15 protein-coding genes are annotated in these 16,193 nt (G+C 63.3%); 6 read left to right on the forward strand and 9 right to left on the reverse strand.

The features are described 5' to 3' along the window. Positions 1-6 precede the first annotated feature (6 nt). Positions 7-1,788: an ABC-F family ATP-binding cassette domain-containing protein gene (locus DSM43276_RS05710; RefSeq protein WP_078329463.1), complete on the forward strand. Its 1,782-nt coding sequence runs from the start codon at positions 7-9 to the stop codon at positions 1,786-1,788. 172 nt (positions 1,789-1,960) lie between these two features. Here DSM43276_RS05710 and DSM43276_RS23930 read toward each other — a convergent pair whose 3' ends face one another. Together DSM43276_RS23930 and DSM43276_RS05715 are read right to left on the reverse strand one after the other, a co-directional pair. Continuing rightward, positions 1,961-2,086, reverse strand: coding sequence for a hypothetical protein (locus tag DSM43276_RS23930; RefSeq protein ID WP_044104255.1), 126 nt, complete (start codon positions 2,084-2,086; stop codon positions 1,961-1,963). A 118-nt stretch (positions 2,087-2,204) separates the two neighbouring features. Beyond that, positions 2,205-2,726, reverse strand: a complete 522-nt coding sequence (locus DSM43276_RS05715; RefSeq protein ID WP_078329464.1) for a DoxX family protein — start codon at positions 2,724-2,726, stop codon at positions 2,205-2,207. A 39-nt stretch (positions 2,727-2,765) separates the two neighbouring features. On the opposite strand from DSM43276_RS05715, the gene DSM43276_RS05720 reads away from it, so the two are divergent. The 3 genes from DSM43276_RS05720 to DSM43276_RS05730 are packed head-to-tail and all read left to right on the forward strand — an operon-like array spanning position 2,766 to position 6,204. Beyond that, positions 2,766-4,310, forward strand: a complete 1,545-nt coding sequence (locus DSM43276_RS05720) for an ArnT family glycosyltransferase (protein WP_078329465.1) — start codon at positions 2,766-2,768, stop codon at positions 4,308-4,310. Between the two features lie 13 nt (positions 4,311-4,323). Continuing rightward, entirely contained in the window at positions 4,324-5,685 is a 1,362-nt protein-coding gene (locus DSM43276_RS05725) for a WS/DGAT domain-containing protein (protein WP_078329466.1), read from the forward strand. A 30-nt stretch (positions 5,686-5,715) separates the two neighbouring features. Further along, on the forward strand, positions 5,716-6,204 hold the full coding sequence (locus tag DSM43276_RS05730; protein WP_078329467.1) for a VOC family protein: 489 nt from the start codon (positions 5,716-5,718) through the stop codon (positions 6,202-6,204). Here the strand turns inward: DSM43276_RS05730 and DSM43276_RS05735 are convergent. The 6 genes from DSM43276_RS05735 to DSM43276_RS05760 form a co-directional block, all read right to left on the reverse strand. Then, positions 6,201-7,484, reverse strand: coding sequence for a hypothetical protein (locus DSM43276_RS05735; protein WP_078329468.1), 1,284 nt, complete (start codon positions 7,482-7,484; stop codon positions 6,201-6,203). The genes DSM43276_RS05730 and DSM43276_RS05735 overlap by 4 nt on opposite strands. A 27-nt stretch (positions 7,485-7,511) precedes the next feature. Continuing rightward, entirely contained in the window at positions 7,512-8,099 is a 588-nt protein-coding gene (locus DSM43276_RS05740; protein WP_234803018.1) for a DUF3558 family protein, read from the reverse strand. A gap of 22 nt (positions 8,100-8,121) precedes the next feature. Then, the gene (locus tag DSM43276_RS05745) at positions 8,122-8,517 is read right to left on the reverse strand and encodes a hypothetical protein (protein ID WP_078329469.1); all 396 of its coding nucleotides are present in this window, start codon (positions 8,515-8,517) and stop codon (positions 8,122-8,124) included. 109 nt (positions 8,518-8,626) lie between these two features. Further along, positions 8,627-9,526: a hypothetical protein gene (locus DSM43276_RS05750; RefSeq protein ID WP_078329470.1), complete on the reverse strand. Its 900-nt coding sequence runs from the start codon at positions 9,524-9,526 to the stop codon at positions 8,627-8,629. After that, positions 9,526-11,925, reverse strand: coding sequence for a TPR repeat domain-containing protein (locus DSM43276_RS05755; RefSeq protein WP_078329471.1), 2,400 nt, complete (start codon positions 11,923-11,925; stop codon positions 9,526-9,528). The genes DSM43276_RS05750 and DSM43276_RS05755 overlap by 1 nt, the downstream gene beginning before the upstream one ends. 12 nt (positions 11,926-11,937) lie before the next feature. After that, the gene (locus DSM43276_RS05760; RefSeq protein WP_078329472.1) at positions 11,938-12,276 is read right to left on the reverse strand and encodes a WXG100 family type VII secretion target; all 339 of its coding nucleotides are present in this window, start codon (positions 12,274-12,276) and stop codon (positions 11,938-11,940) included. 265 nt (positions 12,277-12,541) lie between these two features. Here DSM43276_RS05760 and DSM43276_RS05765 point away from each other — a divergent pair, with 265 nt between their 5' ends. Together DSM43276_RS05765 and DSM43276_RS05770 are read left to right on the forward strand one after the other, a co-directional pair. Further along, on the forward strand, positions 12,542-14,752 hold the full coding sequence (locus DSM43276_RS05765; RefSeq protein ID WP_078329473.1) for an MMPL family transporter: 2,211 nt from the start codon (positions 12,542-12,544) through the stop codon (positions 14,750-14,752). Further along, positions 14,745-15,386: a TetR/AcrR family transcriptional regulator gene (locus tag DSM43276_RS05770; RefSeq protein WP_109556069.1), complete on the forward strand. Its 642-nt coding sequence runs from the start codon at positions 14,745-14,747 to the stop codon at positions 15,384-15,386. Before DSM43276_RS05765 ends, DSM43276_RS05770 begins: the two co-directional genes overlap by 8 nt. Here DSM43276_RS05770 and DSM43276_RS05775 read toward each other — a convergent pair. Next, positions 15,377-16,189 carry a nuclear transport factor 2 family protein gene (locus DSM43276_RS05775; protein ID WP_078329475.1) on the reverse strand — a complete coding sequence of 271 codons (813 nt, stop codon included), beginning with the start codon at positions 16,187-16,189 and terminating at the stop codon, positions 15,377-15,379. The genes DSM43276_RS05770 and DSM43276_RS05775 overlap by 10 nt on opposite strands. Positions 16,190-16,193 lie beyond the last annotated feature (4 nt).

A 16,193-nucleotide genomic window follows, 5' to 3' on the forward strand; every position in this document is an offset into this window, starting at 1 on the left:
TAGTTTGTGGAGGCCATGACCTCCCCTGCGAAAGCCATCAACCTCGTCAATCTCGAGAACGTCTCGAAGTCATACGGCGTCAAGCCGTTGCTCTCGAACGTGAGTCTCGGGGTGCAAGCAGGAGACCGCATCGGAGTGGTGGGCCTCAACGGCGGAGGCAAGACCACGCTGCTGGAGGTACTCGCAGGTGTCGAGCCGGCGGATCAGGGCAGAGTGAGTCGCACCGGAGACCTGCGCCAAGCCGTCGTCACCCAGCGCGAGGACCTTGTCGGTGACACTGTGTTCGATGTCGTGATCGCGCCGCTTGGCGTCGACGAGCACGAGTGGGCCGGGGATGCACGGATCCGTTCGATTCTCGACGGGCTTGGAGTGGCGGCCCTCGGCCTCGACAGACGGGTGGACCAGCTCTCCGGCGGCCAGCGGCGCCGGGTCGGGCTCGCCGCCGCACTCGTTCGCGATCTTGATCTGTTGATTCTTGACGAGCCGACGAACCACCTGGACGTCGAAGGCGTGCAGTGGCTGGCTGAGCACCTCCTAGCGCGGCGCACCGCGCTGGTGGTCGTGACGCACGATCGGTGGTTCCTGGACACCGTCGCCACTCGTACCTGGGAGGTCGTCGACGGCAGCGTCGAATCGTACGAGGGCGGATACGCGGACTGGACGTTCGCGCGTGCCGAACGCGGGCGGCAGGCCGACGCCGCCGAGGCACGACGCCGCAATCTCGCGCGCAAGGAGCTCGCCTGGTTGCGGCGCGGGCCACCCGCGCGCACGTCCAAGCCCCGGTACCGGATCGAGGCGGCCGAAGCCTTGATCGCGGATGTGCCGCCGCCGCGAGACTCGGTGGCGCTCAGCGCATTTGCGCGTCGCCGTCTGGGGCGAATCGTCATCGAGCTCGAGGATGCGACGGTAACGACACCCACCGGTGAGGAGCTGGTGAGTGATCTGACCTGGCGCCTGGCCCCAGGCGAGCGCATCGGCTTGGTGGGGGTCAACGGATCCGGGAAGACGACCCTGTTGCGCGTGCTCGCGGGCGCGGTGCCGCTGGCGGCCGGGCATCGCAAGGAAGGTAAGACGGTCAGCATCGGCTGGCTGCGCCAGGAGCTCGACGACCTGCCGGGGGACATTCGGGTGCTCGATGCGATCGAGGAGATCGCTCTGCGGATTGTGCTGGGCGACAAGGAAATGTCGGCTTCGCAGGTCGCCGAGATGCTCGGGTTCAGCCCGGCGCGTCAACGCACCCCCGTAGGCGATCTCTCCGGTGGCGAGCGTCGCCGACTGCAGCTGACTCGTGTGCTGATGGCGGAGCCGAATGTGCTTCTTCTCGACGAGCCCACCAATGACCTGGACATCGAAACCCTGCAGCAGGTGGAGGATCTGCTGGACGGCTGGGCAGGCACCCTGGTCGTGGTCAGCCACGATCGGTATCTCATCGAGCGGGTCTGTGATTCGACGTGGGCGCTATTGGGTGATGGCAAGCTGACCAACCTGCCCGGAGGCATCGAGGAATACCTGCGCCGGCATACCCCGTTGGCTGCCGCTCCTGTGAAAGTCGCATCGGATCGCGGCCGGGATGGCGCGGCACTGCGGAATGCACAGAAGGAGCTCGGCCGGCTCGAGCGGGCTGTTGTGAAGCTAGACGAACGCGAGGCCGTGCTGCACGAGAAGCTCGCCGAACATGCCACCGATCCGGACCGGGTGGTGACCCTGACCGCCGAGCTCAACGCCGTCGTCGCCGAGAAGGACGCGGCCGAGGTGCAGTGGATGGAGCTCGCCGGGGAGCTCGAGTAGCTCCCGGTTCGGTCCTCAACAACTTGCTCATGAAAAAAGCGAGGGCAGTCATGTGACTGCCCTCGCCTACAACTGGATGGGATGAGTGAGAATCATCCGGGGCTGGGCCCGGCATGCGATGCGCTACGCGCCTCGCCGATGCGTCCCCCCTCTGGGGTTCGCCTACCTGCCGTTATACGGCTAGCGGGAACCACTCATCGGTCTGCTCCGAGTTGTCGCCCTCAACCAGCATCTCGCCGCTGTAGATGGCTTCGAAGTCAATCTCGATGACCGTGGCACCGAATTCCTCGTTCGTCATGTACTGAACAGTAGGGGTCACTATTAAGAAATCATTGAGTCACGAATCGGAAAAGTCTGGCAATTTTCGCTAGACGCATCGGCCCAGGTCATAGACCATGACCGGCCTTGCTGAACTCTTAAGAAAGCGGATTTGTGCCCTTGACGAGCACCCAGGCCGCGATCGCGCCCCCGATTCCGGCTATGACCAGCACCGATGAGACGGCTGCGGGCCACTCGTCGCGGTCAAAACGCCCGTCCACAGAGATGCGTCCCGGGCCAAGCAGCAGCACCGCCAGCGCGGCGGCGGCGAGAATAAGGGGGAATTGCAGAGCGGGGCCGGATGGAAAGAGGTCGTTTCGCACTGAATAGGTCTGGACTGCGGCGTAGAGCATCGAACCCAGCACGGCACTGGCGCCAAAGGGAGTGAGGAGTCCGGCGACCAGCATGGCGCCGCCGATGCTGTAGATACCCGCGAGCACGCGTGCCGGCAGATCGGGATGCCCGACGATCGGCGATGAGCCGAGCTGTGTGAACTGGTCGGAGGCGAACACGATGTTCAACCCGTTCCAGCACAGCGTCACCCCCACCGCGACACGCAGGACCAAGAGTCCAATATCGTTGCGGGTCAAGGGATCGCTGTACTTGCTGGTGCTCGGCACGGCGGAAGTCTATGGCATGGGGGCTATGGTGAATCCGCTATGGCGGCGGTCAATTCCCGGTACGACGACGGCAACGACATTCCCGGCATACCGTCCGTGCGGGTCGCGCGCGCCGAGCTGACAGCGATCACCGCGATTACCGCCCTCGTGTTCGGCTGGGCCAGCAGGGGATACGGGTACTTCTTCGACGAGGCCTACTTCGTTGTTGCCGGACGCGACCACCTGTCCTGGGGATACTTCGATCAGCCCCCGCTGGTGCCGTTCATCGCGGGCCTGGCCGACAACATCGCGCCCGGGTCGTTGTGGGTGCTGCGCCTCGCCGCGACAGCGGCGGTGGCGATCGGGACGTTGATGTGCGGCTTGATCGCGGCGGAGCTCGGTGGGGGCCGCCTGACGCAGTCTCTGTCGGCGATCGCCTACGCCACCGCGATGTTCCAGATCCTGGCCCATTGGTTGCAGACGCCGGCCATCGATCCGGCGCTGTGGTCGGTGGTGTGCTGGCTGCTGGTGCGCTGGACCCGCGGCTTCCGGGAACTGCTGCCTGACGATCGGCTGCTGCTGTGGGCGGGAATCGTCACCGCGATCAGCATGCAGACCAAGTTCCTCATTCCGGCGCTCTGGCTTGCGGTGCTGCTGTGCGCGGTCGTACTCGGGCCGCGCGCGCTGCTGCGCCGTCGGCAATTGTGGACCGGGGGGGCTGTTGCCGTCGTGGCCACCGTCCCGACCCTCATCTGGCAGGCCACCCACGGGTGGCCGTACCTGGGGATGGCCGGGATCGTGGCGGCGGAGTCCGAACGTGGAGCGGCGCTGTTGGGAGGCATGCTCGTCGGTTCCGTGTTCCTCGGACTGGTGCTGCTGCTGGCCGGGATTGTGGCGCTGTTGGCGGCGCCGTCACTGCGGCCCTATCGGTACCTGGGGGCGGCTGCGGTGTTGGTGGGGGCATTGATGTTCGCGACCCATGGACGTGCGTACTACGCCATGGGGTTGTACGCCTTGCTGATTGCCGCGGGCGCGGTGGGGCTTTCCCGCTGGCGTCCTCCTCGGCCCGCGGTGCGGGGTGTGGTCTACGCACTCTTCGGGTTGGTGACGGCCGCATCGGTGATCATGGCGATCATCAGGCTGCCCATCGTGTCCGAATCGGCTGCCGCGCGCTGGTTTTCCTGGGCCGGTGCCATGGGGCCAACGATGCTCGTCGGCGGCGATCACTCCACGGAGGGCCTGCGCCAGGTGGCCCGCGACACCTACGATGCGATGCCGCCGAACGTACGCGACCGTACGGCTCTGGTGCTGCAGATCTACCCCATGGCCGCCGCCTATGACGTCGAGGCGGGACGTGAGGGGCACTCCCGTGCCTACAGTTTCCACCGTGGGTACTACTACTTCGGGGCGCCGCCGGATTCCATGACGGACATGATGTACATCGGCGTCGACGATCCGGATCCCACACTTGCTCAAGGCTTCTTGGGGGTGCAGCGGATCGAACTGTTACATGCCCCCGACGAGGACGAGGCACATGTCTATCGCTACTACGGCAGAATTACGCCGTGGCAACAGCTGTGGGACACCTGGCGCACCTACAAGTAGGCGGCGTATGACAATGTTCAATGGTCTTCGCGCAAGCGGCTCATCCGTCGAACAGATGGAGCCCCGCGACGCCCAGATGTACTGGATGTCGACGAGGATCCCGAACGATCAGTTCCTGTTGTTCTGCTTCGACTCGCCGACAGACGATGTCGACGCCGTGCGGGAGACGATCGCCGAACGTGCGACCCACATCGCGGATCTGCGCGTGCGGGCCGCCGACGTCGCCGGACACCTTGACTACCCGTACTGGGCGCCGCGCGACGAATCCCAGGTGCCCTTGACCGTGCACGCGCTGCCGGAGTCCAGCTGGCCGCAGTGTCGCGCCGCGATCGCGGCGCTGCTCACGAGCACCGTCAACGTCCGTGAAAGCCCTTGGCATCTACATCTTTTTCCTGAGGTGCATGGCGCGCCGCAGACATCGGGCCGGGCGCTCGTCGCAGTACTGCAGGTATCGCACGCGTTGGCCGACGGACGACGGGCCACCGCTGCGGCGCGGGCCTTGTTCGGCGATGACGTGGCGGTGGGCGGCGCGTTACCGGACGTGCCTGGGTATGCGGCGCTGCGCGGGCTGGCAGGTTTTCCGGTGCAGTTGGGTCGGCTGCTGAGCGCGAGCCGCGCTGGGTACCTGGCTTACCGTCAGCAGCAAGAGCTCGTCGAGGTGGGCGAGCTGGAGCCCGAACCGCAAGGTTTCCCGCTGATTTCGCTCAATGCCCGGCCCGATGAGCACCGGGAGATCCGGATGATCGTGCGGCCGCGCGACGAACTTCGCACCGACGACATCAGTGTCACCGTCGCCGTTCTGACGGCGATAGGTACGGCGCTGCCGCAGTATCTGCGTGATCACGGTCAGTGGGTTCCGGACAGGCTGGGCGCAGAGGTGACCGTCGCAGAGTCCGGGGAATCTGTGGCACGCAACAACTTCCGCAATGTCGGAGTCGACCTGTGTTGGGGCGAGCCGGAGGTACGCACCCGTGCCCGGCGGATCTCGGACGGCATTGACAGCAGGCGCCGTCGTGCTACGCACCCGGTGCTGGTCGCACAACGCGCCGGTGGTGCGGCACTGCCTGCACCGATGATGTGGCTGGGTGTCAACGCCTTCAACACCGATCTCATCCCGCCCACCGTGGCGGGCAACACCGTGGTGTCAAGCGTGGTTCGTGGCGCGGCCGATCTGACTCTCGCCGGTGGGCGCGTGGTGTTCACCGCGGGGTTCCCGGCGCTGTCGCCGGTGATGGGCCTGACCCATGGGGTGCACGGGATCGGCGACACCGTGACGGTAAGCGTGCACACCAGTGCCTCGGTGATGCCCGATGCCGATCACTATGAGAGCCTGCTGGCCGCCGCCCTCACTGAGGTATCTCGCCAACTGCGATGAGTTTTCTTATCGCCGCGAGTCGATACCGATATGCCGACGATTACCCCTTGCCTCTGGTTCGACACCCGCGCCGAAGAGGCCGCCAACTTCTATGTGTCCGTGTTTCCGAACTCCCGGATCCACGAGGTCACCCACTACGGGCCGAACACTCCCATGCCGGAGGGCACGGTGCTCACCGTCGAGTTCGAGCTCGACGGACAGCGGTACTCCGCCCTGAACGGCGGACCCCTATTCACCTTCGATGAGGCGATCTCCTTTCAGATCGACTGCGGATCGCAGGAGGAGGTCGACCGCTACTGGGAGGCGCTCACGGCGGACGGGGGAGAAGAGTCCCAATGGGGTTGGCTCAAGGACAAATTCGGAGTCTCCTGGCAGGTGGTCTCACGCGAGCTGATCGACCTGATTTTCCACTCCGATCCCGTGACCGGTAACGCAGCGATGCAGGCCATGATGACCATGCGCAAGCTCGATCTGGCTGTCGCCCGAGAGGCGGTGGCCGCGGCGCGGGCTGGGTCTTAGTCGTCGTCTCCGAAGTCGACGTTCCATCCCATGGACTTGTAGCGGCGTTTCTCCGACTCGCGGCGCTGCTTCTCGGCACGTTCGTGCTCGGACCAGTCGCCGATGACGCCGGGGGATGCCTTGGGTAGATCGCCGAACAGCTCGTTGCCGTTGTCCCAGTTGATGAGGAATTCCGGAGTCTGGTGTTCGTCGTCGTCTTCGCCCTTGCCGCCGCGGCCGTGGGCGCCGCCCATGGGGGCCATGCCCATGCCGCCCATACCCATTGCGCCACCACGGACTCCGGCACCGCCGATGCCGGCGGCGTTGGTTCCGGCGCCGCCCGGTCCGGGAACGCCCGCGCCGCCGCGCAATGCACCTGGGCCGCCGAGGGTTCCAGTACCCGAGCCCGAACCTGAGGGGGAGCCGAAACCTGCTGCGGTCGTGTTGCCGGGTGCCAGGCCGGAGCCGTCCTTGCCCAGGCCGCCCGCGAGGCCGCCGAGCGCATTGCCCAGGCCGCTACCCGAACCGCCGGAGCCACTTTGGGGGCTGCCGCCTCCCGAACCGCCGCCACTGCCCGCGCCTTGGCCCTGGCCTTGTCCGTTCTGGCTGCCGGACCCGTCGCTGAAGGCGGGTTTGGTGTTCTTGTCGGCCAGGCCGTCGCCGAACTTGTTTGAGGTATTGGGACTTTGGCCTCCGCCTGCGCCACCGTTCTGTCCGCCCCCGCCGCCGCTGGGGTTGGATTCGGGGTTGTTGGTGGGCTGCTGAAGCGTGATGTTCCCGGGGTTGTTGCCCTTCGGTGGTTGCACGTCGGTGACATTGTCGCCCTCGCGAACCACGGGCTCGCTGAACAGGCCGATCATCTGAAGGCGTGCGAAGAACTGCTCTTGGTTTTTCCGCTGCTTGATCTCGGCATCGGAGTATCCGGACTTCTTCATGTCTGCGGCAGCGGCATCAGACATTGGCGGCTCGATCTTCGACTTCGCGGTGCTCATCGCATCGCCCAGCGGCGGCATCCTGTCTGCCACATGCCGGATGCTGAGGATGCCCGTCTCTGATGCGCGGAAGTATTCGGACATGTTGGTCTGCAAGGATTTTGCCGCCTGGCCGCGCCAATCCTCGACCAGCATGCCCTGCACCTTGCCGCCGAGCGTGTGCATGATGTCGCCCAGCTGCTCGGCGATGCTGTTGATCGATTCCTTGGCGGCCTGCGGGCTACCAGTCTGGAAAGCCTGGGCGGCGTTGTAGATCGACTGGTGGTCGTGGCCTTCCCAGTGTTCCTTTTGGATCTGCTTCTTCCCCATGTCTTCTCCTCCTGAAAACTATTAGCTCTAAGGTATTTTCGGCTCGATCTGCTTCATGATCTGCAGGGTCAACGGGCATTGGTCGTAGTGTTTCTCGGTGAGTTCAGTCTTTAGATCAACCTGGACTGCGGCCACTGATTGCTGCGAAGGAATCGCGACCGCACAGCCCATCGCATTCGCGGTGTGAACCAGCCACCCCGAACGTGATCCGATCTGAAGGCGTTCCTGCCGATCAAAACGTTTCTGAGGCTGTTCAAGTTGGTCTAAGTTGGCATCGACCGCGTAGATCTTGACTCCCCATTTCGGACCGACCCACATGCATCCTCGAACGTTCTGACCAAAGGCGATGTTGTGTGCGTCCTGTCTGCTCGCAGGGTCTACTTCCCAGCTCGCAAGATCGGCATCAGTCACCGCTGCGCATCCGTCGAAGGTGGTTCCTTTGGCGGGACTGTTGTTGGTGCTTGTAGTTGTCGGAGCCGTGTTGCTAAATGACGAAGACGAACTCGATAAGGTCGAGTTTGACCCCGTGGCAGGCGCGCCCTGGATCCCTTCGTGGGTGCAGCCAGCGACCATCGCTGTCAAAGTGACGACGGCAGCGATCCATTTCATCTTCATCGGTTCGAGTCTTCCTGACCTGTCAGCTGGTGGTGGGCGGTGGGTAGACGCCCAGCCCGTTGCTGTCGATGGTGTCTCCCCTTAGCTGCTCGAATGATTCGGCGTTTCGGTGCTCAGTGTTGTCGTACTCGTTCTGGGCCACCTTGGCCCACTCGGCCCACGTCTTCACTGTTTTGATGTGTGCGTTGATCACGGCAACGACGGAGTCTGATTCGCCGGACACCAAGTCGGTCACGGCGTCGTTCCAGGACGTACCTTCCGCGCACGAACCCATGCCCAAATCGATGTAGTTACCGGCGGCCGTTAAACGAAGTTCTTCAAGCTTGTCGACTGCCCCGCTGAACTCCTGTGACACCTTCGTTGCAGCTCCGGGCGCTAGATGCAGCTCGTTCATATCGAGCCCTGAATTTCCGGGCATGGACGCTCCCCTCGCTGGTCAAGCAGACATGTTTGTCCTACATATAGCTCTGACGTCAGCTGGCTCGATTTGGTTCCATGTTTTTTCGGATGAGGAGGAAGTCGGGTCGTCAGGTGCCTGCCGCCGGCCAGCCGGGGTCGGCAGGCAGGGTGGGGTAGTCGCCGCGGGAGTGTTCGCCGTTGATGAAGAAAAGACGCTTTTCGTAGGGGTCAGGCGACTTCTCCATACAGGCTTTCTGGTCGTGGCTGAATGCTTTCTGCGGCCAGTAGTTGGGCTCGTCGCGCCACCCTGTGGTGGCGAGATGGTCCGCTGTTCGGATTTTCCAGCCGCCGAATACATCGGTGGTGGCGTTTGGCGCGGTTCCACGCTGAGGCTGAGTAGCCGGTTTCGAGCCTGGCGGTGGCGGCGTGAAAGTGATCCGGTAGAGGCCGATGCCGGTGTACGGATCTATGAAGGCCGGTTTTTTCGGGGGAGGGCGGTTCTCGTAGCTATATGTGCCGTCCGATTGCTGCACACCGGTGGCGTAATCCCAGGAGCAGACAATCGCTATGTAGCCGGAGGTGTCGTCGCCGGTGAGCGATAGGATGTGTTCATACCACGCGCCGACGATCGGGGTGGTGATCTGAAATCCGCTGTCTTCCAAGTGTGGGTCACCCACGACATAGGGCCGGATTGCGAGATCGTAGATCTGATGGCCGTTGGGTGGGACGGCCTGTTCGAAGCCGGGGTAATAGAACTTGGGACTGGCCATCAGTCCACCGAGCACAAATGACTCACGGTAAGCCCGGATGACGACTGCCGGGCCGGTGAGTAGGTCAATGCCCTGTTCTGCGCTCCACCTGATCCGTAGGTCTTGGGTGAGTCCGGTGAACGGTATTGGCGACTGTGTGCCGCTAGGGGTGGGGTTGGTGTTGCCGGGGCGGTGTGTGCATCCGGCCAATACCAACGCGACAAGAAGCAGTACACCGGTTCGCGACGCCGCTTTGCGTAGGAATGGAACGGGGTTCATTAATGGCCCTTGGTTTCTGCGGGCTTGGCGGCTATGTCCTTAGTGGCACTGTTGTACGCGTCTTGGATCTTCGACGAGGTGCGGGCATCGGGTGGCACCTCAAGCATGGCCTTGTCCACGTAGGTGTGGTAATCGTCGGCGGATAGTTTTGGGTGAAGTAGCTTCCCTTCGGGCCCTATCACCGCTCTCACTTCCTCCAGAGTGCCAACCTTCATGGGGACCGGGTGTTCAGGATCAACCCGCTGGTGAGGATCAACGGGCACAAGCAGTTCCGGAGCGATCTGGTCATGCCGCAGTACTCCTGTAGCGGCGTATGCGCTCACGAGCTGTTGCTGGGCCCTCGCTTCGCTGAGATCCGGAACGATGCTGGTCGTGAGTTGGCTGGGATCGGGGGCAGACCCGAGGATGCCGGATTTGAGGGCGTCGGTCATGATGCCAAAGCCTGGAGACAGGTCCGCCGGAACAGGCAGGATCTTCGTTATGGCGCCGTATGCCGCTTCTTTCATTTGCTGAAGATCCTTGGCTTTCTGCTCAGCGGTGACGGATGCGTCGTAATGCTGTGCATCGTGTGCCGCCGCCAACCCCGCATCGGCTAAGCCGCGGAACCTGCCTGCTGCGCTCAAGTCGCCGGCTGGCCCAACGCCGTGCTGTTTGACTTCCTCGGCGTAGTGATTTGTTGACAGAATTGAGTCACCGTACAGCGCGCTGCCGAGCGTTTCGGCGGCCTCCTTATCTGTATCCAGGACCCTGAACAGAGCCTTGGCCTTAGCCATCGTGCCATCATCGACTGCATCTTGAGTATCTGGCGTATCGCCGAAACCCGGTGTTTCCCCGAGTATTTTGGGGTCGCCTCCGGCAATGATCCCCGCATACGGCACCAAGCCGTCAGCCATCCCGCGTGCGAGACCAGGGCTGAGTTCTCCGAATGTCTTGACTCCTCTGTTGCCGAATCCTTGGTCGTCTGAGGAGGGCAGCGAGTTCAGCTCGGGGTGATCCATCACGTAGCTCGAGTATGCACGGGCGGTCTCACCTGACATGCGTGCTTGTTCTAGGGATACCCCTGGCCCTACGTGAGCAGAGTCGTGGGTCCAGCTCATTAGGCCGCCTGCGGCGGTGCCACCATCAGGGAACTGGTGATGCGTCAGATCACCCAAGAACTGGTCATTGCGTCCGCCATCAGGGTTCACCATCATGCCGTGGTCAACAATGTGATCGCGGCCCGCAGACGAGAAGATGTTCTGAATGGTCGAGTCCGCAGGACCTAAGTGCGAGCTCTTGTTCTCGTTCTCGAAATGCAAGATGTCGGCGCCGCGCTGCATAAGTTTCTGATCCAGCTCGGTGCCATGTTGGAACCCAGCGTCGCCGTCCTTGATGACGTCCGACAGCCTGTCCAGATTGCCGAGGACCGACCCTTCAGTCACCACTCCGCGACCCTGGCCGTGTTCGAGTGGGACGTAGTTGTATCCAGGTGACTTGTCGTTCAACGCCTGCTGAACCGACGTCGGCAGCTTGTCATACCCACCTGTCGTGAGCTCGGTGGTGGAACCCTGTGCGCCGGGGCGTAATTCGGTCTTCGCATAGCCGTACTGATTCGAACCCATCATCTGCAGCGCGTTACCGATAATGCTCTTGTTGTTGCCCAAGCGCCGCTCGGCCCGGTGAATGTCCTCCACCGACATCCCGTTCATTTGCCCCTGCAGCTGCCCCAACACCTGTTGCTGTGAACGCGTCAACTGCACCGGCCGACCCGCATCGCGATCCGCGATCTGTTCCGGGCTAAGGATCGATGCCGCCTGGACGCGCGCCTTCTGCTGTTCTGTAGCGGTTCCGGCCAAAACGTCGTGGACATCACGTTCGGCTTGTTCAGGACTTCCCTCGGCGATCTGTTTCTCCGCCATGGTGTGGCCGCCGGTGCCTTCGTCGAGCACGCGTGCCAGCGAGTCGTCCAACATTTCGCCGCGTGCCACCAGGCCCGTCACCCGCTGATGGAGATCCTTCAGTTTGTTGATGACTTTCTGGAGCTGATCCTTGTCCATCCCGGTGATGTCCGGCGGCGTCACAGCATTCGTCTTGGGATCGATGTCCACCTTGGGAGGAGCCGCAGCGTCTGCCAAGAAGGTGCCGATGTCGGCGGCTAACGCTTGCGACTCTCCATAGGCCTTGTTGGCGTGCATCGCGACATACATCGCCTCGAACCCCGAGGTCTCGAATCGGGCGGACGAGCGTTTCATCGCGTCCCTGGCGGCGTCGCCGGCATCACCCTTCCAGGTCGACATATCGACAATGGCCTGCACCTTGTCCGCGGCTTGCTGGCTGGCATCACCGCGTTTAGACGCGGCATCGGCGAGTGACTTAATCTGCGGCGGCCAGTGCTGCAACTCGTCAAGTGTCATCCCCATGTTTGTTCCCCCCTAGACCGCGCTGCTGGGTCCGGCTTGCTCGATACCCGCACGATTGAGCTCGTCCCGGGTCACGAATTTGGCCGCGGACGCCTTGTGGTTTTCGCCGTGGCTGGTGAGCTCTGCGTGATGGTCCGCGGTTTCCTTCTCCCACTCGGAAATCCGGTTGCTCAACGCCTTGGCGGCACGACCCGATCCGAAACCTGCTTGTGCATCGGTCAATGCGCGGTGGGCGGCGTCGTGTGCGTCCTTCAGATCGGCAGCATGTATGTGGAGTTGGTCTCCATGAATCTGCAGTTCGGCCGGGTCCACATGCAAGTGCCCACCCGATGAACCCGAAACGCTCGACATGTCTGATTCTCCTCGTCCGTACGGCATGCATGCCTCTATACAAAGATCCGACGGGATAGCGCCTCGTTTGGTTCCATCTATTTTCTGGGAATCGAGGGCGTGCCGCGCGCCTGGCACCGTCCTTCGCCGAGTGCATACCGCACGCAGGGGAAACGCTCGAAAGGCCTGCGTGCGGTATGCAGTCGGCGGGGACATTCCCACCCTTGACCCGCCTAACTTATCGCTGATAACTTAACGCCGTTATCCTCCGGAGGAAGGCGTTGCGATGCTGGAACGTTTAGCTCGATCGGTTATCGCGGCACCTCGCCTCGTACTCGGTGCGGCACTGCTCATCGCCATAGCGGCCGCCATCTTCGGGGTCCCGGTGACCAAGCATCTCGCCGCGGGCGGACAGCAAGACCCCAATTCCGAGTCCGCGTATGTGACGCGAGTTCTCGCCGACAAGTTCGACATCAGCGACCAATCCCTGGTCTTCATGCTCACCAGCGATCAGGGAGTCAAGAGCCCGCAGATGCGCGCCGTCGCGGCCGATCTGGAGCGCCAGCTCAAAGACTCCGGTGAGGTGCTCAACCTGACCTCGGCGTGGACGGGTCCACCGCAGGTCGCCGATGATCTCTTCGGCACCGACGGCAAGTCGGGCTTGATCGTCGCCGGGCTGACCGGGGGCGAGAACGACGCCCAGAAGCACGCGGCGATTCTCATCAAGTCGCTCGCCGTCGACCGCGACGGGGTCTCGGTCAAGGCCGGCGGCGTGGCCACGCTCTACAACCAGATCGTCACGCAGTCCGAGAAGGACCTGCTAGTCATGGAATCGATCGCGATTCCGATCAGCTTCGTGGTGCTGGTCTGGATCTTCGGCGGTCTCTACGCGGCCTTGCTGCCCCTGGTCGTCGGGGTCTTCTCGATCGTCGGGGCGATGTCCATCTTGCGGGGCCTGACGTACGTCACCGACGTGTCGGTGTTCGCATTGAACCTGGCTGTCGCCATGGGATTGGCACTCGCCATCGATTACTCGCTGCTGATCATCAGTCGCTATCGCGAAGAGGTGAACTCCGGCAAGCCGCGCGACGAAGCGCTGGTACTGACCATGACCACGGCGGGCCGCACCGTGCTGTTCTCGGCGCTGACCGTCGCCCTGGCGCTGGTGGCACTGATCCTGTTCCCGATGTACTTCCTCAAGTCCTTCGGGTACGCGGGTGTCGCCGTGGTGTTCGTCGGTGCCATTGCGGCTCTTGTCATCGTGCCCGCGGTCGTGACACTCCTTGGCGATCGGATTGATGCCCTCGATGTACGCCGACTCATTCGCAAGATCCTGGGTAGGCCGGAACCCACGGCCAAGGAGATCACCGAGACCTTCTGGTATCGAAACACCAAACGGGTTATGGCCCGGGCGATTCCGATCTCCATCGTCATCGTGACGGCGTTGGTGGTTCTGGGCCTGCCGTTCCTCAACGGAACCTTCGGGTTCCCGGACGACCGGGTGTTGCCGGCATCGGCCTCGGCGCATCAGGTCGGCAACGAGATGCGCCGAAACTTCAACAACAACAGCTCGACCAATCTGTCCGTCGTCGCCGAGGACATCGGTGCGGTGCCGCCGCGGGACATCGACGAGTACGCCACGGACCTCTCGAAGATCGAGGATGTCAAGGAAGTGGCCGCGCCCACCGGTGCGTTCATCCGGGGCATGAAGGTCGGTCCGCCCTCGAGCGCAACCGGGATCAAGGACGGGGCAGCACTTTTCACGGTCCAGACCGGTGCCAAGCCCTACACCGACGCTGCTGAGCGCCAGCTTGACGCCATTCACGCCCTCCCTGGTCCGGGCGATACCACGGTCAAGATCGGTGGGGGTGCCCAACTGGACCGCGACGCGGTCGACGGCATCGTGCACAAGCTTCCCCTGGTGCTGGCCATCATCGCGATCGTCACCTTCGCGCTGCTGTTCCTGCTGACCGGCTCGGTGGTTCTGCCGCTGAAGGCGCTCGTCCTCAACGTGCTGTCGCTGACGGCGACCTTTGGCGCGCTGATCTGGATATTCCAAGAGGGACACCTAGGCGGATTCGGGACCGAGGTCACCGGCACGATTGTCGCCACCATGCCGATGCTGTTGTTCTGTATAGCGTTTGGGCTGTCGATGGACTACGAGGTATTCCTCATCTCGCGGATCCGGGAGTACTGGATGGCGTCCGGACACACGCGCGCCGACAACGACGAGGCCGTGGCACTCGGGGTGGCCCGCACCGGCCGGGTGGTCACCGCGGCGGCGATGATCATGACCATTGCCTTCGCCGCACTGATCGCCGCGCAGGTGGCGTTCATGCGGATGTTCGGCACCGGACTGACCATTGCGATCGTGGTCGACGCCACCATCATCCGGATGCTACTGGTGCCCTCGTTCATGCGAATGCTCGGACGCTTCAACTGGTGGGCGCCCAAGCCCTTGGTCAAACTCCATGAACGAATCGGATTCAGTGACTAAGCGTCAGCGTTCCTCGCGCGGGGAAGGAGACCAGCTGCGCGACGAAATCATTGACGCGGCAATCGATCTTGTCCTGGAAGCCAAGGAGCTGCGCGCCCCCTCCATCCGCGAGGTGGCGCGCAAGATCGGGGTGACCCCGCCGTCGATCTATCTGCACTTCGCAGATAAGGACGAGCTGATGGACGCGGTCTGCGGGCAGTACTACCAACGACTGGACGACGAGATGGTGACCGCGGCGCTGGACCAGCCGACCGCGCTGGAGCGTTTACACGCGCAGGGCATGGCCTACGTGCGCTTTGCCGTGGCGACCCCGTTGATGTACCGGCTGGCCACCTCAGCGCCGCCCCGTGACGACAGTGAACTGGACGAGACGATGGTCAGTGCGGCATTCGCGCACTTGCACAAGGGAGTTCAGGAACTCGTGGGAGAAGGTTTCTACCCCGACGGCGACACCGTGGCTATGGCGTTGCAACTGTGGACCGCGGCGCATGGGGTGGCCTCGATGCTCGTCACCAAACCGTATCTGCCCTGGGGTGATGCCGAAGAGTTCGCCGACAACGCGTTACGCGTCGCCTGCCTGGGGCAGGCGGTCAGCGATATCGACCTGACCGGCGTGCTACCGCGTCAGAAATAGAGCCGCACCGAAGCCAGCGTGCCCGGTGCCGCCGAGTTGTCGGAGAACTCGAAGAGCCCGACCCCGCGCCGATCGCCCAGGCGCACGGTGGCCGATACCGAGGATCCCGCGGCCAACAGCTTCTCGACGGTCAAAGAACTTGTTGCCGAGGCGAACTCGGCTAGCGAGGCCTCGGCCACGCCGTCGAGCGAGAGGACGGCTTGCGGAGAGAGCAGTGTGGTGACCGTCGGGATGTCCCGGGCCGCCAGCGCGGCCGCCAGTTCCTCGACGCGCTGCTTGCCGGCCGCGTGTACACCCTTGAGTCCACGCATGAATCCCAGCACGCCGTTGAGGCCCTGGTTCTTCAGCAGTTGTGGCCCCAGCTTGGCGCTCGCCAGCAGTCCGTCGCCACCGGCACCCAACAGCTGGCCGATCATGGCGCGCAGTTCCCAATAGGCGAACAGCCGATCGATCTTGAGTGAGGAGGCCGGCCCGTCCTCGACGAGGTCATAGCGCAGATGCATCGGGATATGCATGGTGACGCCGGTCGACATGGTCGTATGAATCGTCAGATCGCGTAGTACCGACATCCCGGCGACCACATCGTTTTCGACCTCGAACACGATCGTGTTGGGCGCGATGAAAGTGTCGTAGAACTTGCTGATCGCGGCCTCGCCGATATGCGGCCGCGAGCCCACCGGATCATTTACCTGGCCGTAGGTGGCGAACAGGCCGACCCAGGTGTCCTTGTCGTGTGCACCGACAGCGGCTGGCGACGCCTGAACGGTCGCCAGCAGCTCGTCGGCAAATGGGGCGCTGGACACTGGG

It is taken from the genome of Mycobacteroides salmoniphilum (genome assembly GCF_004924335.1).
Classification (GTDB): Bacteria; Actinomycetota; Actinomycetes; order Mycobacteriales; family Mycobacteriaceae; genus Mycobacterium; species Mycobacterium salmoniphilum.

What these genes read in the sequence shown, in the direction of transcription:
- DSM43276_RS05740 (WP_234803018.1), bottom strand. Translation starts at nt 8,099, where the DNA reads ATGAAGATGAAATGGATCGCTGCCGTCGTCACTTTGACAGCGATGGTC.
- DSM43276_RS05760 (WP_078329472.1), bottom strand. Translation starts at nt 12,276, where the DNA reads ATGTCGAGCGTTTCGGGTTCATCGGGTGGGCACTTGCATGTGGACCCG.
- DSM43276_RS05720 (WP_078329465.1), top strand. Translation starts at nt 2,766, where the DNA reads ATGGCGGCGGTCAATTCCCGGTACGACGACGGCAACGACATTCCCGGC.
- DSM43276_RS05765 (WP_078329473.1), top strand. Translation starts at nt 12,542, where the DNA reads ATGCTGGAACGTTTAGCTCGATCGGTTATCGCGGCACCTCGCCTCGTA.
- DSM43276_RS05730 (WP_078329467.1), top strand. Translation starts at nt 5,716, where the DNA reads ATGCCGACGATTACCCCTTGCCTCTGGTTCGACACCCGCGCCGAAGAG.
- DSM43276_RS05735 (WP_078329468.1), bottom strand. Translation starts at nt 7,484, where the DNA reads ATGGGGAAGAAGCAGATCCAAAAGGAACACTGGGAAGGCCACGACCAC.
- DSM43276_RS05755 (WP_078329471.1), bottom strand. Translation starts at nt 11,925, where the DNA reads ATGGGGATGACACTTGACGAGTTGCAGCACTGGCCGCCGCAGATTAAG.
- DSM43276_RS05725 (WP_078329466.1), top strand. Translation starts at nt 4,324, where the DNA reads ATGTTCAATGGTCTTCGCGCAAGCGGCTCATCCGTCGAACAGATGGAG.
- DSM43276_RS23930 (WP_044104255.1), bottom strand. Translation starts at nt 2,086, where the DNA reads ATGACGAACGAGGAATTCGGTGCCACGGTCATCGAGATTGACTTCGAA.
- DSM43276_RS05750 (WP_078329470.1), bottom strand. Translation starts at nt 9,526, where the DNA reads ATGAACCCCGTTCCATTCCTACGCAAAGCGGCGTCGCGAACCGGTGTA.
- DSM43276_RS05745 (WP_078329469.1), bottom strand. Translation starts at nt 8,517, where the DNA reads ATGCCCGGAAATTCAGGGCTCGATATGAACGAGCTGCATCTAGCGCCC.